Source organism: Mycobacterium sp. pR1184 (assembly GCF_041287235.1).
Lineage (GTDB): Bacteria > Actinomycetota > Actinomycetes > Mycobacteriales > Mycobacteriaceae > Mycobacterium.
In genome coordinates this window covers 359,444-382,540 of the sequence record NZ_JBGGKR010000003.1, presented here as the reverse complement: position 1 = coordinate 382,540, position 23,097 = coordinate 359,444, and the positions used below count along the sequence as shown (strand labels likewise).

Annotated in this window: 24 protein-coding genes; 17 read left to right on the top strand and 7 right to left on the bottom strand. The window is 64.2% G+C overall.

What is annotated here, in order from left to right; genetic code table 11:
• Positions 1-100: 100 nt before the first annotated feature.
• The 4 genes from ACAG21_RS07535 (at position 101) to ACAG21_RS07520 (ending at position 4,264) form a co-directional block, all read left to right on the top strand.
• Positions 101-1,198, top strand: a complete 1,098-nt coding sequence (locus ACAG21_RS07535) for a dihydrodipicolinate reductase (protein WP_370495317.1) — start codon at positions 101-103, stop codon at positions 1,196-1,198.
• Positions 1,199-1,234: 36 nt separating this feature from the next.
• The gene (locus tag ACAG21_RS07530) at positions 1,235-2,434 is read left to right on the top strand and encodes a MalY/PatB family protein (protein ID WP_370495316.1); all 1,200 of its coding nucleotides are present in this window, start codon (positions 1,235-1,237) and stop codon (positions 2,432-2,434) included.
• Between the two features lie 365 nt (positions 2,435-2,799).
• Positions 2,800-3,705 (top strand): haloalkane dehalogenase, encoded by a 906-nt coding sequence (locus tag ACAG21_RS07525; RefSeq protein ID WP_370495315.1) that lies wholly within the window; start codon positions 2,800-2,802, stop codon positions 3,703-3,705.
• Between the two features lie 106 nt (positions 3,706-3,811).
• Complete coding sequence (locus ACAG21_RS07520) at positions 3,812-4,264, top strand: hypothetical protein (protein WP_370495314.1); 453 nt, start codon at positions 3,812-3,814, stop codon at positions 4,262-4,264.
• Positions 4,265-4,344: 80 nt separating this feature from the next.
• On the opposite strand, the gene ACAG21_RS07515 is transcribed toward ACAG21_RS07520, so the two are convergent.
• Positions 4,345-5,073, bottom strand: coding sequence for a 3'(2'),5'-bisphosphate nucleotidase CysQ (locus ACAG21_RS07515; RefSeq protein ID WP_370495313.1), 729 nt, complete (start codon positions 5,071-5,073; stop codon positions 4,345-4,347).
• Between the two features lie 157 nt (positions 5,074-5,230).
• Between ACAG21_RS07515 and ACAG21_RS07510 the strand changes: the two genes are divergently transcribed.
• Entirely contained in the window at positions 5,231-5,821 is a 591-nt protein-coding gene (locus ACAG21_RS07510; RefSeq protein ID WP_370495495.1) for a hypothetical protein, read from the top strand.
• Between the two features lie 62 nt (positions 5,822-5,883).
• Here ACAG21_RS07510 and ACAG21_RS07505 read toward each other — a convergent pair whose 3' ends face one another.
• Complete coding sequence (locus tag ACAG21_RS07505) at positions 5,884-7,059, bottom strand: thiolase family protein (RefSeq protein ID WP_370495312.1); 1,176 nt, start codon at positions 7,057-7,059, stop codon at positions 5,884-5,886.
• Positions 7,060-7,206: 147 nt separating this feature from the next.
• On the opposite strand from ACAG21_RS07505, the gene ACAG21_RS07500 reads away from it, so the two are divergent.
• The 3 genes from ACAG21_RS07500 to ACAG21_RS07490 all read left to right on the top strand — a co-directional run bounded on the left by ACAG21_RS07500 (position 7,207) and on the right by ACAG21_RS07490 (position 9,746).
• Positions 7,207-8,337 (top strand): NDMA-dependent alcohol dehydrogenase, encoded by a 1,131-nt coding sequence (locus ACAG21_RS07500; protein ID WP_370495311.1) that lies wholly within the window; start codon positions 7,207-7,209, stop codon positions 8,335-8,337.
• A 95-nt stretch (positions 8,338-8,432) separates the two neighbouring features.
• Entirely contained in the window at positions 8,433-8,822 is a 390-nt protein-coding gene (locus ACAG21_RS07495) for a hypothetical protein (protein ID WP_370495310.1), read from the top strand.
• 12 nt (positions 8,823-8,834) lie between these two features.
• Positions 8,835-9,746 carry a DMT family transporter gene (locus ACAG21_RS07490; RefSeq protein ID WP_370495309.1) on the top strand — a complete coding sequence of 304 codons (912 nt, stop codon included), beginning with the start codon at positions 8,835-8,837 and terminating at the stop codon, positions 9,744-9,746.
• Here the strand turns inward: ACAG21_RS07490 and ACAG21_RS07485 are convergent.
• Positions 9,717-10,076, bottom strand: a complete 360-nt coding sequence (locus ACAG21_RS07485) for a bleomycin resistance protein (RefSeq protein ID WP_370495494.1) — start codon at positions 10,074-10,076, stop codon at positions 9,717-9,719. The two genes, ACAG21_RS07490 and ACAG21_RS07485, sit on opposite strands and share 30 nt — an antisense overlap.
• Before the next feature lie 100 nt (positions 10,077-10,176).
• Here ACAG21_RS07485 and ACAG21_RS07480 point away from each other — a divergent pair, with 100 nt between their 5' ends.
• The 6 genes from ACAG21_RS07480 to ACAG21_RS07455 all read left to right on the top strand — a co-directional run bounded on the left by ACAG21_RS07480 (position 10,177) and on the right by ACAG21_RS07455 (position 14,350).
• Positions 10,177-10,932: a sensor domain-containing protein gene (locus ACAG21_RS07480; protein WP_370495308.1), complete on the top strand. Its 756-nt coding sequence runs from the start codon at positions 10,177-10,179 to the stop codon at positions 10,930-10,932.
• 193 nt (positions 10,933-11,125) lie between these two features.
• Positions 11,126-11,881: a sensor domain-containing protein gene (locus tag ACAG21_RS07475; protein WP_370495307.1), complete on the top strand. Its 756-nt coding sequence runs from the start codon at positions 11,126-11,128 to the stop codon at positions 11,879-11,881.
• 84 nt (positions 11,882-11,965) lie between these two features.
• Positions 11,966-12,472 (top strand): DUF2505 domain-containing protein, encoded by a 507-nt coding sequence (locus ACAG21_RS07470; RefSeq protein ID WP_370495306.1) that lies wholly within the window; start codon positions 11,966-11,968, stop codon positions 12,470-12,472.
• A gap of 32 nt (positions 12,473-12,504) precedes the next feature.
• A complete protein-coding gene (locus ACAG21_RS07465; RefSeq protein ID WP_370495305.1) occupies positions 12,505-12,822 on the top strand; it encodes an excalibur calcium-binding domain-containing protein in 318 nt (105 codons plus the stop codon).
• Between the two features lie 19 nt (positions 12,823-12,841).
• Complete coding sequence (locus ACAG21_RS07460) at positions 12,842-13,342, top strand: hypothetical protein (RefSeq protein WP_370495304.1); 501 nt, start codon at positions 12,842-12,844, stop codon at positions 13,340-13,342.
• A 153-nt stretch (positions 13,343-13,495) separates the two neighbouring features.
• On the top strand, positions 13,496-14,350 hold the full coding sequence (locus tag ACAG21_RS07455; protein WP_370495303.1) for a GNAT family N-acetyltransferase: 855 nt from the start codon (positions 13,496-13,498) through the stop codon (positions 14,348-14,350).
• Here ACAG21_RS07455 and ACAG21_RS07450 read toward each other — a convergent pair.
• Positions 14,344-14,979: a TetR/AcrR family transcriptional regulator gene (locus ACAG21_RS07450; RefSeq protein WP_370495302.1), complete on the bottom strand. Its 636-nt coding sequence runs from the start codon at positions 14,977-14,979 to the stop codon at positions 14,344-14,346. The two genes, ACAG21_RS07455 and ACAG21_RS07450, sit on opposite strands and share 7 nt — an antisense overlap.
• 129 nt (positions 14,980-15,108) lie before the next feature.
• Between ACAG21_RS07450 and ACAG21_RS07445 the strand changes: the two genes are divergently transcribed.
• Positions 15,109-16,728: a GMC family oxidoreductase gene (locus tag ACAG21_RS07445; protein WP_370495301.1), complete on the top strand. Its 1,620-nt coding sequence runs from the start codon at positions 15,109-15,111 to the stop codon at positions 16,726-16,728.
• 25 nt (positions 16,729-16,753) lie between these two features.
• Here the strand turns inward: ACAG21_RS07445 and ACAG21_RS07440 are convergent, their stop codons facing one another.
• On the bottom strand, positions 16,754-18,055 hold the full coding sequence (locus ACAG21_RS07440; RefSeq protein WP_370495300.1) for an MFS transporter: 1,302 nt from the start codon (positions 18,053-18,055) through the stop codon (positions 16,754-16,756).
• 294 nt (positions 18,056-18,349) lie between these two features.
• Here ACAG21_RS07440 and ACAG21_RS07435 point away from each other — a divergent pair, with 294 nt between their 5' ends.
• On the top strand, positions 18,350-20,113 hold the full coding sequence (locus ACAG21_RS07435) for a DUF3556 domain-containing protein (protein WP_370495299.1): 1,764 nt from the start codon (positions 18,350-18,352) through the stop codon (positions 20,111-20,113).
• Here the strand turns inward: ACAG21_RS07435 and ACAG21_RS07430 are convergent.
• Both ACAG21_RS07430 and htpG read right to left on the bottom strand, forming a co-directional pair.
• Positions 20,110-20,349 carry a hypothetical protein gene (locus tag ACAG21_RS07430; protein WP_370495298.1) on the bottom strand — a complete coding sequence of 80 codons (240 nt, stop codon included), beginning with the start codon at positions 20,347-20,349 and terminating at the stop codon, positions 20,110-20,112. The two genes, ACAG21_RS07435 and ACAG21_RS07430, sit on opposite strands and share 4 nt — an antisense overlap.
• Positions 20,350-20,421: 72 nt before the next feature.
• On the bottom strand, positions 20,422-22,359 hold the full coding sequence (gene htpG / locus ACAG21_RS07425; protein ID WP_370495297.1) for a molecular chaperone HtpG: 1,938 nt from the start codon (positions 22,357-22,359) through the stop codon (positions 20,422-20,424).
• A 94-nt stretch (positions 22,360-22,453) separates the two neighbouring features.
• On the opposite strand from htpG, the gene ACAG21_RS07420 reads away from it, so the two are divergent.
• A complete protein-coding gene (locus tag ACAG21_RS07420; protein WP_370495296.1) occupies positions 22,454-23,074 on the top strand; it encodes a TIGR03085 family metal-binding protein in 621 nt (206 codons plus the stop codon).
• Positions 23,075-23,097: the final 23 nt, after the last annotated feature.

Genomic DNA, 23,097 nt, shown 5'->3' with positions numbered 1-23,097 from the left:
CCCCGGCTGTTAGCTTCCGATTCGAACGTTGGGTTACCCGTCGCCGTAAGGGCAACGGCCGCCTCAGCTTTCATTGCGCACGGATCTGAGGAGGAGCAACATGACGGCTCAGCGCGTAGTGGTGTGGGCGACCGGCGGAATCGGTTCGATCGCGATTCACGCCATCCAGCGTCGCCCGAATCTTGATCTGGTGGGGGTGTGGGTGCACTCCCCGGAGAAAGACGGCAAGGACGCCGGCGAACTCGCCAACGGTGAGCCGATCGGCCTGACGGCCACCACCGACGCCGATGCGCTGATCGCTCTCAAGCCGGATTGCGTGATCTACGCGGCCAGTGGCCCCGAACGCGACGCCCTGGCCATCCCCGACTACGTCCGACTGCTCGAGGCCGGAATCAACGTGGTCACGACCAGCACGACGCGCCTGGTCAATCCGCACGCCTACGAACCCGCCGAGTGGCGCGACCAACTGGTCGCCGCGGCCAAGCAGGGCCAGGTGTCGCTCTACGCCTCGGGAATCGAGCCGGGCTTCGCCGCCGACTATCTGCCGTTGGTGTTGTCCACGCAGTCGTCGTCCATCGACAAGATTCACGCGTGGGAGATCGGCCTGTACGACGACTACGGCGTGCCCGACATCATGAGCGACGCGTTGGGCTTCGGCCGGCCGCTCGACTACCAACCGTGGATCGGCTTCCCGGGCGCGATCGCCGGCGAATGGCAGGGGCAGATCCGGTTGATCGCCGACGCGCTGGGAGTCGAAGTCCAGGAATTCCGTGAGCATTTCGACCGCGCGGTCACCAACCGGACGCTGGAGGTCGCGATGGGTACCGTCGAGGCGGGAACCTGCGGCGCGCTGCGCATGCGAGCCACCGGGATCGTCGACGGTCGCGAAGCCATCATCATCGAGCACGTCACGCGGCTCGCGCACGACGTCGCCCCGGACTGGCCGGAAGGCATCGGCGACCTGTCCTACCGCGTCCAGATCAGCGGTGATCCCGATATCGACTGCACGCTCGCGGCGACGCTGAAGGATCCGCGACAAGCCGGCGTCGGGGGCATGACGTCCGGAGCGGGCGCCATGGTCGCCACCGCCATGCGCGTCGTCAATGCCGTGCCCTATGTCGTTGCCGCCGAGCCGGGACTGTTGAGTTCGGTCGACTTGCCGTTGACGATCCCCAAGGGCGCGTTTGTGACCGGTTGAGTCGGCACGCGGCACCCGCGGCTTAGTCTGGCGGGAATGACGGTCAATCCACTCGAGGAACTCACGCTGGAGCAACTGCGGCTGCGCACCAGCATGAAATGGCGCGCGCATCCCGCCGATGTCCTGCCGCTGTGGGTTGCCGAGATGGACGTCACGCTGCCACCAACCGTCGCCGATGCCCTGCGCACGGCGATTGACATCGGCGATACCGGCTATCCGTCGGGCACCGCACTCGCCGAGGCCGTCGCTGAATTCGCTTCGCGGCGTTGGCAATGGCACGACCTCGAGGTCAGCCGTACGACGATCGTCCCAGACGTCATGCTCGGAATCGTTGAGACACTGCGGCTTATCACCGACCCGGGCGATGCGGTCGTCGTCAATCCGCCGGTGTATGCGCCGTTTTACGCGTTCGTGTCGCACTCGGGCCGGCAGGTGATCGAGGCGCCGCTCGATCCTGCGGGCCGAATTGCGTTGGACGTGTTGGAGGAGGCGTTTATTCGGGCGCGGGCGTCGGGCCGCAAGGTCGCGTATTTGCTGTGCAATCCCCACAATCCGACGGGCACAGTACACACCGTCGATGAGTTGCGCGGGGTGGCCGACTGCGCCCGGCGATCGCGGGTGCGGGTGGTCGCAGATGAGATTCACGCGCCGGTGGTCCTGGCGGGATCGCACTTCACGCCGTACCTGAGTGTTCCGGGCGCCGAAGACGCGTTCGCCCTGACCTCCGCCTCGAAGGCGTGGAACCTGTCGGGACTCAAGGCGGCACTGGCCATCGCGGGGCCGGAAGCGGCGGCGGATCTGCAGCGGATGCCGGAAGAGGTCAGCCACGGGCCGAGCCACCTGGGCGTCATCGCGCACGCGGAAGCCTTCCGGACCGGCGACGAGTGGCTCGACGCGCTGCTGCGGGGCCTGGACGCCAACCGGACGTTACTGGGCGACCTGGTCGCCGAACACCTTCCAGAAGTGAAATATCAAGGCACACAGGGCACTTACCTGGCCTGGCTCGATTGCCGGCGTCTCGGCTTTACCGAAGAGGCCGACAACGGCCTCGCGGTGGTGGCCGACCTGTCCGGGCCGGCTCGCTGGTTTCTTGACCACGCCCGTGTCGCGCTCAGCTCCGGCCATGTGTTCGGTAGCGGCGGAGCCGGCCATGTGCGGCTAAATTTCGCTACCTCGCAAGCAATTCTCACCGAGGCCGTTTCCCGCATGGGCCGTGCCCTCGACGACAACCAGTAACGCTGCGCGACAACTGCTTTCGGCTGTATGCGAATTTCTTCGGCCTCGGGGCCCCAAATTGCGGACGGCAACGACTTCCGCTCGAATTTCGCCTTGGCGCCTGGGCGTCCGGACGGGCCAGGTGTCAACGGCGGGACACGTCGATGACTACGTCTGTTATCAGCACACGCTCCGACGCAGGCACCCGGTTGCAATCCCCTAGCGCGTATTGCTGAGGTCCGCGATCAGCAGAAGCCGCGCCGGCCGGCCATAAATTCGCTAGTTTAGTGGCCTGCCCGGTTCTCCCCCAATGAAATTTCGTACTGGACGAAGTGGCTTAGCGGAGAGAGGCTAGCAGGGGTGCCCGTTCACCGGAGGAGCTGAATATGGATGTGCTGCGAACCCCGGACTCCCGATTCGAAAACTTGGAAGGCTATCCGTTCGTAGCGAATTACATTGACGTGACGGCAAGCGATACTCCGCCGGTGCGCATGCACTTTCTCGACGAGGGGCCGGCCGACGGCCCGCCGATTGTGCTGCTGCACGGCGAGCCCACCTGGAGCTACCTGTACCGCACGATGATTCCGCCGCTGGTTGACGCGGGAAATCGGGTGCTCGCGCCCGACCTGATCGGCTTTGGCCGCTCCGACAAGCCCAGCCGGATCGAGGATTACACCTACCTGCGCCATGTCGAGTGGGTGACGGCGTGGTTCGAGCGTCTCCGCCTGAAGGAAGTCACCCTGTTCGTCCAGGACTGGGGATCGCTGATCGGTCTGCGCATCGCCGCCGAGCAGGGCGAGCGGATCGCGCGGATCGTCGTGGCCAACGGCTTTCTGCCCGCCGCCCAGCGCAAGCCCTCGCCGGGATTTCTGGCGTGGCGGGCTTTCGCACGCTACTCCCCCGTGCTGCCCGCCGGTCGCATCGTCGCGGCGGGCACAGTCCGCAGGGTCCCGCCCAAGGTGCGGGCCGGCTATGACGCCCCCTTTCCGGACAAGACGTATCAAGCCGGGGCCCGGGCTTTTCCGCAGTTGGTGCCGACCTCACCCGATGATCCGGCGGTTCCGGCCAATCGCGCGGCCTGGGATGCGCTGGGCCGATGGGAGAAACCCTTCCTCACCATCTTCGGAGCTCGCGACCCGATCCTGGGGCAGGCAGACCGCCCCCTGATCAAGCATGTCCCCGGTGCCGCCGGCCAGCCGCACGCCCGCATCCGGGCCAGCCACTTCATCCAGGAAGACAGCGGGCCCGAGCTGGCCGAGCGTGTCCTGGCCTGGCAGAAGCCCTTGCTGTGAGCCGGTCGCCTGGCTAATCGCACGAATCCGCGCATGACGACCCTGCGGACCTGATCGACCGCCGAGTGTTCTTTTGTCGGGGGTCCGCGAGTGCAACGATCAGCCAATGGACATGATGACGATGGGCCTGATGGGCACGGTTGTGGGCGCTTCGGCCATGGGCTTCGCGGGCATCGCTAAGTCGACCGTCGACCACCTGCTTCCCGGCATGGCGGTAAGCGGCACCAACAAGCATCAGATGCGGTGCCAGATACATTCGCAGCGATGCGAAGCGATCCAGCAGTGGCGCAGCGGCTTGGCCGGGGCTCGAGATGCCTACCGACAGTGGTCCTGCGGACCTCGGGTCGACGAGCCGCCCAACGTCGTCGGCGACGAGTGGTTCGAGGGCTTGCGGCCGCACCTGCCGACCACCGGCGAAGCGGCCAAGTTTCGCACCGCCCACGAAGTCCACTGCGACAACCCGACTCTGATGCAACTGTCGCTGGAGATCGGGCGCGTCGAAAAGGAGTGGACCGAAGAGGCCAAAGGCCGTCGGCGCCGCAGGCGAACCCGCGGGTAGCACCTCGTTGGCCGCTGGACAGCGCAGCGCAGTAATCGGCCTCAGTCGAAATCACTTGGGGCTGAATCAGTTCGGCGGCGTTAACCGGTGACGGCCAGGACCGCTTCCGCGAGCTCGGGGCGACAGACCAGCACATCCGGCAACTTCGGGTCGGCCTGGTTGTAGAGCAGCGTCGACCCGTCGATGCGGGAGGTGTGCAAGCCGGCCGCACGCGCCACCGCGACGGGGGCGGCCGAGTCCCACTCGAATTGTCCACCGGCGTGGACATAGACATCCGACAGCCCCTGGATGACCGACGCGACTTTGGCTCCGGCAGAACCCATTTCGACCAGTGTGCCGTCCAACGCGTCGCGGACCGCCAACGCGATAGCCGGTGGACGAGTCCGGGATACGACGACGCGCGGCTGGGCCGGGGCGGCCGGCGGAGCGGCAACGTCGGGGGTCGCCAGCGTGACACCCTGAGCCGGCAGCGCCACGGCGCCGGCGACCAGCTCGCCGGCCTGCCAGAGCGCGACGTGCACCGCCCAGTCGTCGCGTCCGAGCTCGGAGAATTCCCGCGTGCCGTCCAGCGGGTCGACGATCCACACCCGCTGCGAGCGCAGCCGCACCGGGTCGTCGGCGCCCTCTTCGGACAACACCGCATCCTGGGGCCGCTCCGCGCCGAGTGCTTGCATCAGAAAATCATGGGATCGCTTGTCCCCCGCCGCTTTCCGCTCGCTGGCGTCGGCGTCGGCGAATTCCTCGCGCACCCCGAGCAACAGCTGCCCCGCCTCGGTGGCCAAGCGCGCAGCCAGTGCGTGGTCGTTCATCGGTTACTCCTAACCCGTCGCGAGAGCTCCATACTTCCCTATGTTGGTAGCGTTGACCAAATTTACCGTGCCAGGTGGCCTGCCGCAGGCGGCACCCGCCATCGGCATCTGACATAACCTGGAGAACGTGAGCGGCAACGTCTCTCCAGCGGGCGGGTTGCGGCACATTCCGCGGGGGCGGCTAACGGCGATCGGCATCGTCGTGGCCCTTCTACTGGTGGGTGTGCTGATCTTCGCTGTCGTGAAATTGAGCCAGGGTCAGCACAGCACTACGGCCCAGTCCACCAGCCAACCACCCGCCCCGCCGGACAGCTACGCCCTGCCGGGCTGCTACAACCTGTCGGTCCAGCCGAGCGCACGTCCGAAAAAGCTCAATGTCCTGGGATGCGCGAGCGTTGCCGTTGCGCTGCAAGACATGTCATGGAGCTCCTGGGGGCCGCAGGGCGCTGACGGGACCGGAACCGCCGTTTTCAAGTTGTGTGATCCGAATTGCGCCACCGGCACCCAGCTCACCGAACCGGTTGTCGTTCATGCATGGAATGCGCAGAAGCCACGTCCGGATGCCATCTGCGTGGCCGGCCTCAAGATCTTCAGCGACATGATCCTGGCATTCCCCAAGGACGTCCCGCCGCCCAACGCGCAACCGATCGACACTCAATACAAAGGGATGCCCGCGGTGCACTTCGTCAACTATTCGCCCAGCGATACCCGCCAGACCGAGTTCATCGGCTACACGTTCTGCAACTGAACATCCCGGCTCCGAGGCACACAGCACGTGCGGAAGAGCACGTTCGGCAAGCGAAAACTCGCTCAGACCTCGACGACGACGGCACCGCCCTGGCCACCGCCGGCGCACATCGCGGCAACACCGATACCGCCACCGCGGCGAGCCAACTCGTAGACCAGCGTCGTGACCATGCGCGCACCCGAGGCGGCGATGGGGTGGCCAAGGCTGCAGCCACTACCGGAGAAGTTCACCTTCTCCTCGTCGAGGCCGTACTCCCGGCACGCCGCGATCGGCACCGAGGCGAACGCCTCGTTGATCTCCCACAGCGTCACATCCGACGGCGACAAGCCGGCCCGCTGCAGCACCTTTCCGATGACCTTCACCGCGCCCAGACCGCAGTCCCGGGGCGCCACACCCGCAGCCGCCCACGCCTTTACCGTGCCCATCACGTTGAGCTTGTTGGCTTTGGCGTAGTCGCTGTCGACAAGCGCGACGGCCGCGGCGGCATCGTTGGTGCCGCTGCTGTTGCCCGCGGTGATCGAGAAGCCTTCGATCTCCGGGTGCAGCACCTTCAGGCCGGCAAGCTTCTCGATGGTGGTGTCACGACGCGGGTGCTCGTCGACGGCGAACTCGGTGACCGAGCCGTCAAACTGGGTGATCTTCAGCGGCAGGATCTCGTCGGCGAACTTCCCGGCGTCCTGGGCCGCGACGGCGCGCTGGTGTGATCGGGCCGCCCAGGCGTCCATCTCCTCGCGGGTGATGCCGACGCTCTGCGCGGTGTTCCAACCCACGGTGATCGACATGTCCTTGGCGGGCGCATCGGGCGTCTCGACGTGCGTCGGCGGCATCCACCGCTCCTCGAACTTCAGCTCAGGTCCCGGGATGCGCCAGTTCGTCAGCGGCGTCATGGACAGCGACTGCACACCGCCGGCGATCAGCACCCGCTCCATACCCGAGCCGATCTGCGCCGACGCATTGCCGATGGCCGTCAGGCTGCCCGCGCAGTGGCGGTTGACCGATTGACCGGGGACGTGCTCGAGACCGGTAGCTGTCGCGGCGTAACGGGCTAAATCGCCACCGCCGTAATGTGATTCGGCGAAGATGATGTCGTCGATGTCTGATGGGTCGACGCCGGACCGACGGACCGCCTCCGGGAGTACCGCGGTGATGAGCGTCTCCGGCGGCGTGTTGACCAGCGTCCCTTTGAACGACCGGCCAATGGCCGTCCGGACAGCTCCGACGATGACGGGTGTACCCATGTTCTTAACCTCGCTGCGGTGGGCGGTCAGACGACGCGAATCGTATCAAATACTGTATAGGCAATAGTAATGGTCTAAATTCGGTACGCCGGCGTCTGTGACGGCGCTAACAATTAAGCGTTTCGCGTAAAAGACGGAGGCCGACCGTTGAAGACCAAAGGTGCGCTGGTCTGGGAATTGAACGAGCCGTGGTCGATCGATGAGATCGAGATCGGCGATCCCCGCCGCGGCGAGGTGACCGTTGCGCTCGAGACGGCCGGCCTGTGTCATTCCGACCAACATCTGTTGACCGGCGACTTCCCGATCCCGAGTTTTCCTGTCCTGGGCGGCCATGAGGGCGCCGGAATCATCATCGAGATCGGCGAAGGCGTCGAGAACCTGGCCGTCGGTGACCACGTGGTGATGTCGTTCATCCCGTCGTGTGGGACATGTACGCCGTGTCAGACCGGGCTGCGCAACCTGTGCGACCTCGGCATGGGCCTGCTGTCGGGCCAATCGGTATCCGATGGATCCTTTCGGGTGACGGCCAAAGGACACAACGTCCTGCCGATGTCGCTGCTGGGGACCTTCTCGCCCTACGTGGTGGTGCATCACACCTCGGTGGTCAAGGTCGACCCGACGATCCCGTTCGAAGTCGCCTGCCTGGTGGGGTGCGGCGTGACCACCGGCTTTGGCTCGGCGGTGCGCAGCGCGGCGGTCAAAGCCGGTGAGGACGTCGCGGTCATCGGAATCGGCGGTGTCGGTATCGCGGCGTTGCAAGGCGCCCGAATCGCCGGCGCCCGAAGGATATTCGCGATCGACCCGGTTGAGTGGAAGCGTGAGCAGGCGTTGAAGTTCGGCGCCACAGAGGCTTTCGCCGATGTCGTTGGCGCCTTCGGTCGCATCGCGGAGGCAACGCGCGGCTTCATGTGCCACAAGGTGATCGTCACCGTCGGCCGCACCGAGGGCGGCGAAGTCGAATCCTGGATGGGCCTGACGGCCAAGGGCGGCGTGTGCTGCCTCACCGCGATGGGCAACGTGATGGACACCGACGTCACGCTCAATCTTGCCGGGCTATCGCTGCTCCAGAAAAGCCTGCAGGGCAGCATCTTTGGTGGCGGCAACCCACAACACGACATCCCGGCGATTCTTGAGCTCTACAAACTCGGTCAGATCAACCTCGACGACATGGTGACCCGCGAATACCGCCTCGAGCAGGTCAACGACGGCTATCGCGACATGCTTGACGGGCGCAACATCCGCGGTGTCATCCGATTCACCGACGCCGACCGGGTGTGATCGCGCCTGGCGGGCCGAACGTCGAGATGCTGGGCGACTGTTGACACTTTCCACCCGATAACTCGGCGTTCGCCGGGCGTGAGCACAATGAGTCCATGACGACCAACTCCGTAGCCCAGCGTGAGGCCCAGACCGCCGCATACCGTGTCGCCGCGATGTTGATGAGCATCGGCACCGTGCATTTCCTCGCCCCCAAACCGTTCGACACAATCGTCCCCGTCGAGCTGCCGGGAGATCCGCGCTTCTACACCTACGCATCGGGTGTCGCCGAGATCGCCACCGGCGCCTTGCTGGTGCCGCGACAGACCCGGCGGTTTGCCGCGCTGGCCGCGGTCCTGCTGTTCATCGGGGTGTTCCCGGCCAATGTCAACATGTGCCGGTTGTGGTGGAACAAGCCGTGGCCGATGCGCATCGCCGCCTTCGCCCGTCTGCCGCTTCAGATTCCGATGATCACCACCGCGTTGAAGATCATGCGCAACAGCTGATCGGAGCGTTCGATGAAAACCACCGGACTCGCGGTGCTGCTCGCACTGGCGGCCGCCCTGATGATCGGTATCGGAGACGTCCTAGAACAGCGATCCGCTCGGCAGGTCACCGACAAACCGGTCAGCACCCCGGCGCTATTCCATCGGCTGCTGCGCGACCGCCGTTGGTGGCTAGGCAGTCTCGTGGCCGCCGCCGGGTTCGGGCTGCAGGCCGCTGCGCTCGGCCTGGGGTCGGTGGTTCTAGTGCAGGCGCTGTCGGTGACTTCGCTGCTGTTCGCGCTGATCATCAGCAGCACGGCGAATCACCGCAAAATTTCACGCTGGCAAGCTATTTGGGCCCTCTTCCTCGTTGCTGCCGTCGCAGTGGTGGTGACCGTCGGCAACCCGCAGGCCGGCACTCCCCGCGGGTCCATCAAGACATGGACGATCGTGGCCTTGATCCTGGGCCCAGCCCTGATCGTGTGTGTGATCGCCGCTCGCTTCTCCTCGGGTTGGCTCAGCGCGCTGCTGCTGGGGCTCATGTCGGGGGCGTTGTGGGGCCTTTTCTCGGTGCTGACCAAGGGCGTGGTCGACCAACTCGGCCGCGGCATTCCGGAGTTGTTGCGAACCCCCGAGTTGTACGTGTGGGCGGTGCTGGGGGTCGCCGCGACGGCCTGGGAGCAGTCGGCGTTTCGGGCCGGCCCGCTGACCGCCTCGCTGCCCGCGGTGACGGTCGCCGAGCCTATCGTCGGCTCGGTGCTCGGCGTGACCGTGCTGGGCGAAACGTTGAGCACCAACCATGTCGGCATGGTTGCGCTCGGGGTGTCGGTCGCGGTGATGATCGCCGCGGCAGTGGCGCTGGCACAGAGCCAGGCCGCCGCAGCCCCGGCCACCGATACGTCGGTCGACGCGCGATCAGCGTCGCCGAGAACCGATCCTGTGTAAGGTCCCGTCGGGATCGACGTAGGCGAATTCCCTTAAGCCGTAATCCGTGTCGACTGGCTCCACTAAGCGGCCCTCGAGATCCTGCAGCGCAGCCCACTGCTCGTAAAGGGCGTCGGCGTCGCTGACATAGAAATACACGCTGGATGCCGTGCGCAGCGGATCGTGTTCGGCCCACTCACTGAGATGCATCGACACCGAACCGCGGTCGACGAAGCCGTAGCGCTCCGGGCCTTCATAGCTGCGGGCGTCGAACCCGAGTCGGCGGTAACGGTCCAAGGCGATGTCGAGATCTCGAACGGGAATGATCGGGGCTACCGAGGCGAAATCGATTTCGGGCACACCGTGAGTCTGTCAGCTCGTCGTGCTGACGGCGCGTGCGATTGCTGTCGTATGCTCCACCGAGTCGACCGCAGCAGGAAGGCACTCAATGATGAGTCAGCTATCGGCGTTCGCCGTAGTCGCCGCCACCGTAACGCTGACGGCGGCGTGCGACAGCAATGGGGGTGGCACCGGCACCTCTTTCCCATCGTCGACCGCCACGACCGCGTCGAAACAGGCACTCGCGCCGACGGCACTCGTGGATCTCTTGCTCACTCCGGCCGAAGTCGACAACGTTCTCGGGGTGAGCGGCTCGCGGACCGACAAGGTGTCCGACTCGCTGCAAGAAGACCCCACCGCCGGAATGGGCCCGAAGGGCTTCAGGTTCCCAGACGAATGCTTGTACATCACCGGACCTGCCCTCGCGCCGGTATTCGCCAACAGCGGGAGCACGTCGGTGCACGGCGAGAGAATTACCGAGCCCTCCCCCGGCGGATCGACTGAGGCCAGCCCCGACGCAAACCAGTATGTGGTGATGTTTCCGTCCGCCCAACAGGCGAATGCCTTCTTCAACACCTCTGCCCAGCGCTGGCCCGCGTGTGCCAACCGCCAAGGCACTGTTCCCGACGGCGCGAACTCCCCGGGCTTCCAGTGGACGGTCGGACCGGTTTCCAATGACAACGGAGTTCTGAGCACGACCGTGTCCGTAAACCTCACCAAGGATGGCGAGCACATCGTCAAGACCTGTCAGAGGGCGCTGACGGTACGCAACAACGTCGCGATCGACGTTGACGGGTGCCGCCCAAACCCGGGCAATGTGGGCGTCGACATCGCCAACATGATCGCCGGCAAAGTCGATAAGCAGTAGACGTCGCGCGGTCCGCACGAATTCAGTAGTTCGCGCTGCGATCTCGCGTGACGTATTGGATCCGTCCCGCTGCCCGCAAACACCACGGGACCCGCGAAGCTGTCGTATGCTCCATCCGCAAACACCTCTGAACAGCCGACGCACACAGTGCGCGCAACGCTGTCGATTCGACTCGAGCAGGAAGGCACCAACGATGCGCCGATTTGCAGTCGCCGCCGCCGTCGCCACTACCGGGATATTGGTCGCTGCCTGCGGCGGTAGCAACGGGGGTGGCGCGGCTTCCTCGTCGTCGACCACCACTTCGTCGAAGCCTCCCCTGGCGCAGGCCGCGCTGGCGAGCCTGTTGCTCACTCCCGCCGAAGTAGACAGTGTTCTGGGCGTCACGGGTTCGAAGAACGACAAATCGTTCGACACGCTCCAAGAGGACAAGAGCACCGAGGTGTTCCCCAAGGGATACAAGTTCCCGGCCGAGTGCCTCTACATCACCGGTGTGGGTTTGACGCCCATATACACGGGCAGCGGCAACACCGCGGTGCACGGGGAGCGTGACATTGCGCCGACTCCCGAGGGATCGACTGATCCGAACCCTGACATCAGCCAATTCGTGGTGTTGTTTCCGTCCGCCGACCAAGCGAACGCCTTCTTCAACACGTCGGTGCAGCGTTGGCCCGCCTGCGCCAACCACCAGGAAACAGTTCCCAGCGGCGGCGACCCGGACGCTCCGGATATTCAATGGAAGGTCGGACCCGTTTCCAACAGCAACGGAATATTGAGCACGACGGTGAGCGTGACCCTAAGCAAGGGCACCGAGTCGATGGGCCAAACCTGTCAACGAGCGCTGACGGTCCGCAACAACGTCGTGATCGACACCGAGGCATGCCGCAAGGATCCGGGGGACGCGGGCGTCAGCGCCGCCAAACAGATCGCGGCCAAAGTCGACAAGCAGTAATCATCGCGCGTCAGTTCCCCTGGCGTTCAGGCGATTCGAGCAAGCCCGACACAACGACAGCGACTTTGGTAAGAATGTGTTGCTATGCCTCGCTCATTCGACATCTTGACCGAATCGCCCGCCAGTGTTGAACAAATCCACGCGGCGTTCAGCAGTGAGGCCTATTGGCTGGCCCGGATCGCCCTGGGGGACGCCGCGACCACCACACTGGACTCGCTGGATGTCGACCCCGCCGGCAGAGTGACAGTGCGGGTAACTCAGCACGTAGGACGCCAGTTATTGCCCGGACCGGTCGCCAAATTCGCACCTGGCGAGCTGAAACTCGTCCATGAGGAGACGTGGAAACCTAACGGCGACGGCCAGGTTCTCGGGGAGGTTAACGTCTCGACTTCGCCAGGGGTAGGCGGGGCCCGCGCACAAGCATGGCTGGAGCCCATCGATGCCGGCACACAGTTGCGGTTCGCGGTCAAAGTGCACGTCAAAATCCCATTGGTGGGCGGCAAACTCGAAAAGACTCTCGGTGCGGGTTTATCCGACAGCATCCCCGCGGTGCAGCGCTTCACCACCACCTGGATCGCCGGGCAGTCCTAGGCGGCCTACTAGTTCGACGCTCACCCCTTGCCATGCGAGTGCGTCGCGGTGTTAGCTCTGTACTCGTTAGCAACCAACGCTGCTTGCCTAATGAGAGGCTTTGCCCAATGCTTCGTCAAATATTCGCCGTGGGAGCTATTGCACTAGGGATAGCGGGGACGCCCGCGGCCCACGCGGTCCCGTCCACCACCACAACGTCTCCTGCGCCGGCGACAGGTTCGAGCGTGTACTACCCGAACTGCAAGGCCGCCTGCGATGCCGGTGCGGCTCCGATCTATCGGGGACAGCCGGGCTATCGGGCTCCTCTTGACCGTGACAACGACGGCATTGCCTGCGAAATATGCCACTGAGAGTCCACCCGTGCTCCGATTGATCGCCACCATCGGCATGTGCTGCGTCGCCGTGACGGCGTGCGGCTCGCACCAGGCTTCCGGCCCGAGCACGTCTGGTTCCAGTTCGGCGAAACCGTTGGCCAGCAGCAGCATTGCCGCGTCTGCCCCTAACACGACGACCGTTGTGCCGGCGACAACGGGCAGCGCACCGCCCGATTGTGTCGGATTGTCGATCTGCACACCGCCGCCGCCGGACGCCGAGGGAAATCCCGCGTGTTACTACTCCGATGGCTGGCAATCGAATTCAGCCGGAGCGGGAATCGAAGTCTGGTACTTCCATGAGCCGCAGAACATGTCGAAGCCAGACAAGGTCACGGCAATAGTGCGCAAGAAAGACGGCACCAACGAGTCTCAAGATGCCGCGATCGAGGCCGGTCAACAAACACACCGCTTCGAATTTCCGACCGTTGATAAGTCCGCCGTTCAAGAGGTACTGCTCGCGTCGAGCAGTGGCCGCTGCTTCGTCATCGGCAGTTAGACGCGTACCCGGCTCTCCCCCTTGTGTTTTCGCATCCTTGAGAGGAACCTGCTTCCTGCTGGGAGGGTAAACCTTTCAACCGCAGGGTGTTTGGACGCCGGTCATCTAGGTAGGCTGCGTCGTTAGTGCAGGCAACGGATAGAGGAACACCAGATGACCCGCATACGTACCATGACGCAGGCAGACGCCAATGCGGCCGCGCGGATCTGCTACAAAGCGTTCAACGCGATCGCGGCACGGCACAACTTTCCGTCGGACTTTCCCTCGGTCCAACATGCTCACGATCTCGTCGGTGCGTTGCAGCCGCACCCCGGATACTTCAGTGTCGTAGCCGAATCCGATGGCCAGATCGTTGGCAGCAATTTTCTCGACGAACGGTCCGCGATTTTCGGAGTCGGTCCGGTCAGCGTGGCTACCGATGTCCAGGACGGCCGCGTCGGTCGCGCCCTGATGCAGGCCGTGTTGGACCGAAGCGCCCAGCAGCAGGCATCGGGAGTGCGGCTGGTGCAGGTTGCGTATCACAACCGTTCGATGAGCCTTTACACCAAACTTGGCTTTCAAACCCGTGAGCCCCTCGCCGCAATTCAGGGCAAGCCACTATTGATGCAGATCAGCGGATTCGACGTGCGCAGGGCTCACGAAGGGGACCTGGCTGACTGCGACAAGCTCTGCTTGCAGGTGCACGGCCACGATCGAAGCGGCGACCTGCGCGATGCGATCGCACAAGGATCGGCCAAGGTCGTCGAGCGCGACGGCCAAATAACTGGGTACACGACCGATGTCGGGTTCACCGGCCACTCCGTCGCCGTCAGCAACGAGGATATCCAGGCGTTGATCGCCGACGCAGAGAAGTTCTCCTGGAATGGATTTCTTGTTCCGCTGCGCAACGCCGAGCTATTGCGATGGTGTTTCGACCATGGCTTACGAGTCGTCTACCTGCTGAACATGATGACGCTTGGCTACTACCAAGAACCCCGCGGTTCCTTCCTCGCGTCGATCGGCTACTGACGAGCGCCGGCAACCCGCCCTGCCGCGACCGCCATGCCGGTGGCGACCGAATCGAAGACCTGCGTGACGAGGTCGACCACATCGTCACGCGTCACGCCCAATTCACCGTCCAGCCAAGCGAGTAGGTAAGCGTCGGCAGCCGATACGACACCGACGCCGAGCAACAATCGCCTACGGTCGTCGACGCCCTGCACCGCCGGCAAGAGGTCGGCGACGAGCCGCGCCAGCTTGCGAAGCCCTTCCTGGCGTTGGACCGCAACCATCGGCCCACCGGAAAACACCTCGCGAAGCTTGATGCGCGCATGGCCGGGGTTGCCGTCCAGGCCGCGGCTGAGCGAGTCGATCATCGCCCGCGCCCCTTGCGAGCCCCCGGCGGTGGCGTCGATCGCGGCGCGGCATTCACTGACTTCCTCCTCGATGAGTTGGTCATAGACGGCGGCCAAAAGCGCGTCCAGATCGGCAAAGCTCTCGCCGAAATACCGATCGCGAAGTCCCGCCCGACGCAGCACCGCGCGGATGGAGGTGCCGGCGTAGCCGAGCTCGCCGAACAACTCGATGCCGGCATCGACCAATCGCGCGCGCCGCTCGGCGACCCGTTCCGTCGCGGTCTTTCCGTCGTAGTCCCTCATACGCAGCTTTCTGATTGCGCGCGTCCCATGATGAGAAAGCATAGGCCACCTGGGCACTTCCGTCTTCCCCATGTGAGGACATTCACCATCTGATTGTATATGTCCCCAGATGGGCGTACCGTTCGGCACATGACATCTGCACCGCTCGTTTCACCACACAGTTCGTTCGACTACGTCATCGTCGGGGCCGGTAGCGCGGGATGCGTAGTGGCCAATCGACTGTCCGAAGACCCCTCGGTTCAAGTACTTCTGCTTGAAGCGGGCCCCGAGGACACCCAGGACGCGATTCGGGTCCCTGCGATCTTCAGTTCCCTGTTCGGGACCGAGGTCGACTGGGATTATCGCCTCGAACCACAGACGCACTATCAGGGATCCACGACCTACCCTCGCGGCAAGACGCTGGGCGGTTCGTCTTCGATCAACTTGATGGTCTACATCCGCGGTGACCGCGCGGACTTCGACGGCTGGAGCGAACGCGGCTGCGCTGGCTGGGACTACGCCAGCGTGCTGCCCTACTTCATCAAGGCCGAGAACAACAGCCGCCTCGGTGAACCGCTGCACGGTCGCAGCGGTCCCCTTTACGTCGAGGACCGGATGTTCACCCATGAGCTCTCGCACTACTGGATCAGCGCGGCCAGTGAATGGGGCCTGGCGGCCACCGACGACTTCAACGGCGCATCCCAAATCGGTTCGGGTGCTTACCAAGTCAGCTGCCATCAAGGCTGGCGATGGTCGGGCGCGGATGGATATCTGAGGCCGGCACTCGGGCGGCCCAACCTCACCGTGCGGGTCAATGCGCAGGCGACGCGGATTCTCGTGGATAGGGGCCGGGCGACCGGTGTGTCCTACGTTCACGATGGCGCCGAGGCAACGGCCTACGCCGCGGCGGAGGTAATTCTGTCCGGCGGGACGATCAACTCCGCACAGCTGCTGCTGCTGTCGGGCATCGGCCCGGCCGATGCGCTGCGTTCACTCGGCATCGATGTCCAAGCCGACCTGCCCGGTGTCGGAGAGAACCTGCACGATCACACGATGACGCCCATTGTCTGGGGGACTCAGGGTTCGACGGATCTGCTGGAGATGGCTAACCCGGAAAACCTCGAACTCTGGCAGAACCGGCGCGGTGGCCCGTTCTCCTCCAACGGCGGCGAGGTGGGCGGATTCCTGTCCACCGCCGGCGATGGCATGCCGAACATCCAATTCATCGGTGGACCAACATCATTCGTTGACCATGGACACTTCAGTCCGCCGCTGCCGAATTTCACGATGAACGCCGCACCCACCCACCCGCGCAGCCGTGGCCGGCTCTGGCTGGGCTACGCCGATCCGCTCAAGCCGCCCCGTATCGATCCGGCCTACTTCTCCGACCCAGCCGATGTTCACGACGTCATCGCGGGCCTGAGCGCGGCCATCGAGATCGCTCACCAGCCGTCGTTGAGGAAGTTCTTGAAGGGAATGAACCTTCCCGCCGAGGAGAACCTGGACCAGCGCACCCTGGCCGCTCACGCCAGGAACTGGTCGCAGACCGAGTACCACCCGGTCGGCACCTGCGCGATGGGAGTCGACGAACGAGCGGTCGTCGATCCCGAACTCAAAGTCCGTGGTATCGAGAGACTTCGGGTCGTCGACGCATCGGTGATGCCCGCGATCATCAGCGGGAACACCAACGCGGCGACCGTCATGATCGCCGAGAAGGGTGCCGATCTCATCAAGAATTCCCGGCACCCGAACTCCGAGACGCGGTGCTGACAGCGCGCCGAGTACCGCGTCTCCGCTACTGCGGCAACACCTCGCCGTGGGTCTCGGGCGCCAGCGGAATGATGAGAAGCCCAATCACGAATACGATCGCCGTCAACGCAACGGGCAAGCCCAGGGTGTGCGTGTGCAGCACTGCCGCGCCGAGCACGAAGTTCACGCCGGCACCGACGAAACGGCCGAATGACGTGCAGAATGCGAACGCCGTTGCGCGTACCCGTGTCTCGAACTGCTCGGGCAGCCAGAGACTGAACAGCGCGAAGTTACCACCGAAGAAACCGAGCACGAATAGCCACGCGATAAACGGCCCGAGGCCGTTGGGCAGATAAAACGCCCAGCCGAAGCTGCCGGTGATCGCGACGGCCATTCCCGCGAAATAGAACGCGGCCGTCTTCCTGCGTCCGACGCGCTCCGCGATCAGGGGCAAGACAAGACAACCCAGGATGGTTCCGATCGACAACAGGCCCGTCGCCCACGAAGCGGTCTTGGTCGCGTCGCTCTTGCCCAGACCGGCATGCTGGGCGAGCTGAATCACGGCCGTCGGTTCGTACACCGTGCCCGCCCACAAGCCCACGATCGCAATCGTCAACAGCGCGCATGCCACCCAGGTGCGGCGCCGGTAGTGCGCGCCGAGGATTTCGCGCAACGGGTTCACGTGAACCGAGCTGCCCGCGTCGGCTCGCTGCCACTTCTCGGTCTCCTTTACTCGGGTCAAGATCAGAATCGCGACCACGACCGGCAGTGCTCCGGTCAGAAACATTGCACGCCAACCAAACTGGACACCGACGGTGTAGTTGAGCGCCGCGGCCAGGAAGAAGCCGGCGTAGTAACCGGTCTGCAAATAGCCGGCGCCCATCTTGCGTCGATCCTCGGGCCATGCCTCGGCCACATAAGTCCCGGCAAGCGCCCATTCGCCACCGATCCCGACGCCGGCGATGAATCGGAAGGTGGCGAGCTCCCAGACGTTTTGCGCCATGGCGGAAAGCCCGGTGAAGATCGCGAAGGTGAAGATCGTCGCCGCCAGCACCCTGGCCCGCCCGAAACGATCGGCGATCGGCCCCCAGACGAAGGACAGACCCCAGCCCACCAGAAACAGGGCGAACAAAATCGAGCCCACCAACCCGACATTGGCCGGCGTCGCGGCCATGCCCGACCGCGGCAACAACTCAGTCAATGCGGGCGTGAGCACCAACGCGTAGATGAACGAATCCATCCCATCGAGCGTCCATCCGGTCCATGCCCCCCAAAAGCCCACGATCTGTGAGCGGCTGAGCGGGGTGCGATGGCGCGCGGGCACTACCTGTTCTGTCGTTGAACTCATTTCGCCCTCTCGCTGAAAACCATCGACCGAACGGCCATCGCGTGAGCACGCAAAGTGGCAGAGCTGAATTCGCTTCGGCATTGCGCAATTCAGACGCGGTTGCGATGGCAATCGTGTCACGACAGCCTATTTCGAAGCGACGCGCCAGCGAAGGCCCACCGCGAGCTCATTCTCAGAAGGCAATGCGTGTTGTCGTTCGTCTGTCGAGTTTCGATCGAGGCATCCACAACCAAACCGCGTGGTGGCGCTACATTGAATACTCGCCTACCAGGTTCACCGCGGAACGGGGCCACCATGGGATTCATCACGCCGGACCTTCCCGACGTCGACCACGACACCTGGCCCACGCTGCCTCGGTCCACGCGAATGCAAGTGGTGACCCGGCACTGGGTGGAACACGGCTTCGGCACGCCGTCGGCGATCTATCTGCTGTATGTGCTGAAGATGGCCGCCTATGCCGGCGGGGCCGCGGCGGTCATCGCGTTGACCCCGGGACTGGGTGGCCTCGATCGCATCGCGCAGTGGTGGACCCAGCCGATCGTGTACCAGAAGGTCGTGGTGTTCACGCTGCTGTTCGAGGTCCTTGGCCTGGGCTGCGGATCCGGGCCGCTGACAGCACGGTTCTGGCCTCCGATCGGAGGTTTCCTGTTCTGGCTGCGACCCAAGACGATTCGCCAGCCACCCTGGCCACGCGCGATTCCCTTCACCCGCGGGGATAGTCGTTCGATCGTCGACGTGGCCCTCTACGCGATCGTGCTGGGCTCCGGCATCTGGGCGCTGCTCTCGCCGGGCCGTGGCGGCCCGGTGACCGCGGCCGGTGACGTCGGCCTGCTCGACCCGATGTTGGTAGTGCCGGTGATCATCGCCCTGGCCTTACTGGGCCTGCGTGACAAGACGGTGTTCTTGGCGGCGCGCGGCGAGCACTACTGGCTGACCCTGTTCGTGTTCTTTTTCCCCTTCACCGATCAGATCGCGGGCTTCAAGATCGTCATGCTCGCCCTGTGGTGGGGAGCGGCGACCTCCAAGCTCAACCATCACTTCCCGTACGTCGTGGCGGTGATGACCAGCAACCACCCGCTATTGCGCAGCAAAATGTTCAACTGGGTCAAACACCGGCTCTACTTGGACCCGGTCAACGACATACGCCCCTCCTGGGTACCGAAAATCATGGCGCATGTCGGCGGCACTACGGCCGAATTTCTGGTGCCCCTGGTCCTGGTCTTCTTCGCCGACGGACATCGCTGGGCCTGGTTCCTGATCGCCTTTATGGTGATCTTCCACCTCAACATCATTTCCAACCTCCCGATGGGAGTTCCGTTGGAGTGGAATGTATTCCTGATCTTCTCGCTGTTCTATTTGTTCGGGCACTACAACGCAATTCACGCCACCGACCTTCAGTCACCGCTGTTGCTGGCCATCCTCGTCGTCGCCCTGGCCGTGGTTCCGATTCTGGGAAACCTTTTCCCCCAGCAGTTTTCGTTCCTGCCCGCGATGCGCTACTACGCCGGCAACTGGGCGACCAGCGTCTGGTGCTTCCGCGCCGGCGCCGAAGAGAAGATCGAAGCCAACGTCGTGAAAAGCTCTGCGCTCACTGCCAAGCAACTGGCCAGGCTGTACGACGAGGCGACCGCCGAGATCACCATCGACAAGGCCGGCGCCTTCCGATCGATGCACACCCATGGTCGCGCACTCAACGGGTTGCTACCGCGCGCCGTCGACAACGAAGCCGACTATCGGATGCGCGAGGGTGAAGTCGTCGCCGGTCCGCTGGTCGGCTGGAATTTCGGCGAAGGCCACCTGCACAACGAGCAATTGTTGGAGGCCCTGCAGCGACGCTGCCAGTTCGAGGAGGGCGATGTGCGGGTGGTCATTCTGGAGGGCCAGCCCATTCAGACGCAACGGCAGTGGTACCGGATCGCGGACGCCAAACTCGGGGTGATCGAGGAAGGCTACGTCACCGTCGAGGACATGCTGGCGCGTCAGCCGTGGCCCGAGCCGGGTGACGAGTTCCCCGTGCACCAGACGCGCGCGGATAGGCGGCTATCCACCACCGACTAGCTACACCTGGGCGCCGGCGTCCGCAGTTTGCGCGGACGACGGCTCGCCGGGGCGGTGAAACCCCCGGTGTCGTCGAAAAACGCCCATGATCCGTGGTCGTCGACTTCCATTCGCCAACCCAGCTCGCAACGGCCCGCGATGGTGTCCATGAACCATGCGTGCGCAGCCTCTGCGCTGTCGAAATCCTTCGCTGCGACTATCTCGCCGTGCGGGTCGATAGCTCGAAACGTGGGCATGCGATGTGATTATCCCCTTCGGAGGAGTTTCAATCGCACGCAATTTCGACCGACGGGGAACGTTTTGCCTGCTTACAGAGTGCGAGTCAACTGATTCGCCAGTAATTCGGCGAATCTGGCCGGATCTTCCAGAGCGCCACCCTCGGCCAACAGCGCCGTTCCGTACAACAACTCCGCGGTTTCGGCCACCGTCGGATCGTCGGCGCGCTCTTGGTGAGCCTTGCGCAGTCCCGTGATCAGCGGATGATTCGGATTGAGCTCCAGGATCCGCTTTCCGATCGGGATGTTCTGCCCGGAGGCCTGGTAGATGCGCGCGAGCGCGGGACTGATCCCGAAGGCGTCGGTGATCAGGCACGCCGGCGACTCGGTCAGCCGAGTGGACAGCCTCACCTCCTTGACGTGGTCGGTCAGGGTCTCTTTCAACCAGGTCAGCAGGTCGGCGAATTCTTTCTCCCGCTCCTCACGTTCGGCGTCGCTCGACTCCTCGTCGGAATCCAGGTCCACCTCGCCCTTGGCCACCGACTGCAGCGGTTTGCCGTCGAATTCGGTCACGGTGCCCACCCAGACCTCGTCGACGGGGTCGGTGAGGATAAGGACTTCGTAGCCCTTGGCCTTGAATGCTTCCAGATGCGGCGACTTCAGGATTTGCTGCCGCGTCTCGCCGGTGGCGTAGAAGATCTGCTCCTGCCCGTCCTTCATGCGCTCGACGTATTCGGCCAGCGTGGTGGCGTCCTCCTCGCTGTGCGTCGACGCGAACGAGGAGATTTGCAGCAAGGTGTCCTGGTTGTCGGCATCGGACAGCAGGCCCTCCTTGAGAACCCGACCGAACTGGGTCCACAAGGTGCGATAGTCCTCGGGCCGCTCGGACTGCAGCTCCTTGATCGTGGACAGGACCTTCTTGGTCAGCCGGCGACGAATCGCGTTGATCTGCCGATCCTGTTGCAGGATTTCGCGAGAAACGTTGAGCGACAGGTCTTGTGCGTCGACCACACCCTTGATGAACCTCAGGTACTCCGGCATCAGCTGGTCGCAGTCGCCCATGATGAACACCCGCTTGACATACAGCTGGACGCCGATCTGGGCGTCCCGGTTGAACAGGTCGAACGGCGCGTGCGACGGAATGAAGAGCAAGGCCTGGTACTCGAAAGTGCCTTCGGCCTTCATCACGATGACCTCGAGCGGGTCGTCCCAGGCGTGCGCTATGTGCTTGTAGAACTCCTTGTATTCCTCATCGGACACTTCGTCCTTGGGCCTGGCCCAGAGTGCCTTCATCGAGTTCAAGGTCTCGGTCTCGATGGTGACGACCTCGTCGCCGCCCTCCTCCCCTTCTTCTTGGGAGGGGGGAGTACGTCGCTCGACCTCCATCCGGATGGGCCACGCGATGAAGTCGGAGTACTGCTTGACGAGGCTCCGCAGCTTCCACTCCGAGGTGTAGTCGTGCAGCTCGTCTTCGGTGTCTTCCGGTTTGAGGTGCAAGGTGACGGCGGTGCCCTGCGGGGCGTCCGCTACGGATTCGATCGTGTAGGTGCCCTCCCCGGTCGACTCCCACCGGGTCGCGTCGCTCTCGCCCGCCTTGCGCGTCAGGAGCTCGACCTTGTCGGCCACCATGAACGACGAATAGAAACCGATACCGAACTGACCGATCAGCTCTTCCGATGCGGCCTCGTTCTTGGCCTCTCGTAGCTGCTGGCGCAGCTCGGCGGTGCCCGATTTGGCCAGGGTGCCGATCAGGCCGATGACCTCGTCGCGCGTCATGCCGATGCCGTTGTCGCGGATGGTCAGGGTGCGCGCGCCCTTGTCCACGTCGATCTCGATGTGGAGGTCGGACGTGTCGACGTCGAGGTCTTTGTTCCGGAACGCCTCCAAGCGAAGCTTGTCCAGTGCGTCCGAGGCGTTCGAGATCAACTCCCGCAGAAACGAGTCCTTGTGGGAGTAGACCGAGTGGACCATCAGATCGAGAAGTTGGCGCGCCTCGGCCTGGAATTCCAATTGCTCAACACCGGCATTCATAGGATTCAAATTTACCGAGGTGGGAATCGTTACCGTCCAGGGGTCCGCCCTGCCTACCCTGAAGAGGCCAGCCCAACCGGTGAAGGGAAACCAGGTGTCTGTTGCACAGCGCGAACGTGCCGCCCTCGTCGAGACGATGCGCAGCGTCGGACCGGATGCACCCACCCTGTGCGAAGGCTGGACGACGCGAGATCTTGCCGCCCACCTGGTGATTCGCGAATACCGTCCGGACGCCGCACCCGGCATCCTGATCCCGTTCTTCGCCGGCCACACCGAAAAGGTGCAAAACGATGTGGCCGGGCGGACCGAGTGGGACACGCTGCTGGACAAGGTCGCGTCCGGTCCGCCGGCCTACTCTCCGCTGAAGCTGCTCGACCCGGTCGCCAATGTTGGGGAGATGTTCATCCACCACGAGGACGTACGCCGCGCGCAGCCGAATTGGGCACCGCGCGTCTTGGAACCCACCCTGGTCAAAAGCCTGCGCCGCACGTTGCCGTTGATGGCCCGGATGACGCTGGCCAAAGCTCCGGCCCGGGTCGCGTTGCGCACCCCGGAGGGCAAGACGGTGCTGATCGCCGGCAATGGCCCGGCCGTCACGGTGACCGGTGCGGCCGAAGAGCTGCTGCTGTTTTCGGTCGGGCGCGAGGCCCGCGTCGAGTTCGAGGGCGATGCGTCCGCGGTGCAGACGGTCCGCGATGCGCCGAAGGGTTTGTAGGTCCGCGAGGTGTTCTAGCGTGC

What these genes read in the sequence shown, in the direction of transcription:
- ACAG21_RS07535 (WP_370495317.1), top strand. Translation starts at nt 101, where the DNA reads ATGACGGCTCAGCGCGTAGTGGTGTGGGCGACCGGCGGAATCGGTTCG.
- ACAG21_RS07530 (WP_370495316.1), top strand. Translation starts at nt 1,235, where the DNA reads ATGACGGTCAATCCACTCGAGGAACTCACGCTGGAGCAACTGCGGCTG.
- ACAG21_RS07525 (WP_370495315.1), top strand. Translation starts at nt 2,800, where the DNA reads ATGGATGTGCTGCGAACCCCGGACTCCCGATTCGAAAACTTGGAAGGC.
- ACAG21_RS07520 (WP_370495314.1), top strand. Translation starts at nt 3,812, where the DNA reads ATGGACATGATGACGATGGGCCTGATGGGCACGGTTGTGGGCGCTTCG.
- ACAG21_RS07515 (WP_370495313.1), bottom strand. Translation starts at nt 5,073, where the DNA reads ATGAACGACCACGCACTGGCTGCGCGCTTGGCCACCGAGGCGGGGCAG.
- ACAG21_RS07505 (WP_370495312.1), bottom strand. Translation starts at nt 7,059, where the DNA reads ATGGGTACACCCGTCATCGTCGGAGCTGTCCGGACGGCCATTGGCCGG.
- ACAG21_RS07495 (WP_370495310.1), top strand. Translation starts at nt 8,433, where the DNA reads ATGACGACCAACTCCGTAGCCCAGCGTGAGGCCCAGACCGCCGCATAC.
- ACAG21_RS07490 (WP_370495309.1), top strand. Translation starts at nt 8,835, where the DNA reads ATGAAAACCACCGGACTCGCGGTGCTGCTCGCACTGGCGGCCGCCCTG.
- ACAG21_RS07480 (WP_370495308.1), top strand. Translation starts at nt 10,177, where the DNA reads ATGAGTCAGCTATCGGCGTTCGCCGTAGTCGCCGCCACCGTAACGCTG.
- ACAG21_RS07475 (WP_370495307.1), top strand. Translation starts at nt 11,126, where the DNA reads ATGCGCCGATTTGCAGTCGCCGCCGCCGTCGCCACTACCGGGATATTG.
- ACAG21_RS07470 (WP_370495306.1), top strand. Translation starts at nt 11,966, where the DNA reads ATGCCTCGCTCATTCGACATCTTGACCGAATCGCCCGCCAGTGTTGAA.
- ACAG21_RS07465 (WP_370495305.1), top strand. Translation starts at nt 12,505, where the DNA reads ATGCGAGTGCGTCGCGGTGTTAGCTCTGTACTCGTTAGCAACCAACGC.
- ACAG21_RS07455 (WP_370495303.1), top strand. Translation starts at nt 13,496, where the DNA reads ATGACCCGCATACGTACCATGACGCAGGCAGACGCCAATGCGGCCGCG.
- ACAG21_RS07450 (WP_370495302.1), bottom strand. Translation starts at nt 14,979, where the DNA reads ATGAGGGACTACGACGGAAAGACCGCGACGGAACGGGTCGCCGAGCGG.
- ACAG21_RS07445 (WP_370495301.1), top strand. Translation starts at nt 15,109, where the DNA reads ATGACATCTGCACCGCTCGTTTCACCACACAGTTCGTTCGACTACGTC.
- ACAG21_RS07440 (WP_370495300.1), bottom strand. Translation starts at nt 18,055, where the DNA reads ATGAGTTCAACGACAGAACAGGTAGTGCCCGCGCGCCATCGCACCCCG.
- ACAG21_RS07435 (WP_370495299.1), top strand. Translation starts at nt 18,350, where the DNA reads ATGGGATTCATCACGCCGGACCTTCCCGACGTCGACCACGACACCTGG.
- ACAG21_RS07430 (WP_370495298.1), bottom strand. Translation starts at nt 20,349, where the DNA reads ATGCCCACGTTTCGAGCTATCGACCCGCACGGCGAGATAGTCGCAGCG.
- htpG (WP_370495297.1), bottom strand. Translation starts at nt 22,359, where the DNA reads ATGAATGCCGGTGTTGAGCAATTGGAATTCCAGGCCGAGGCGCGCCAA.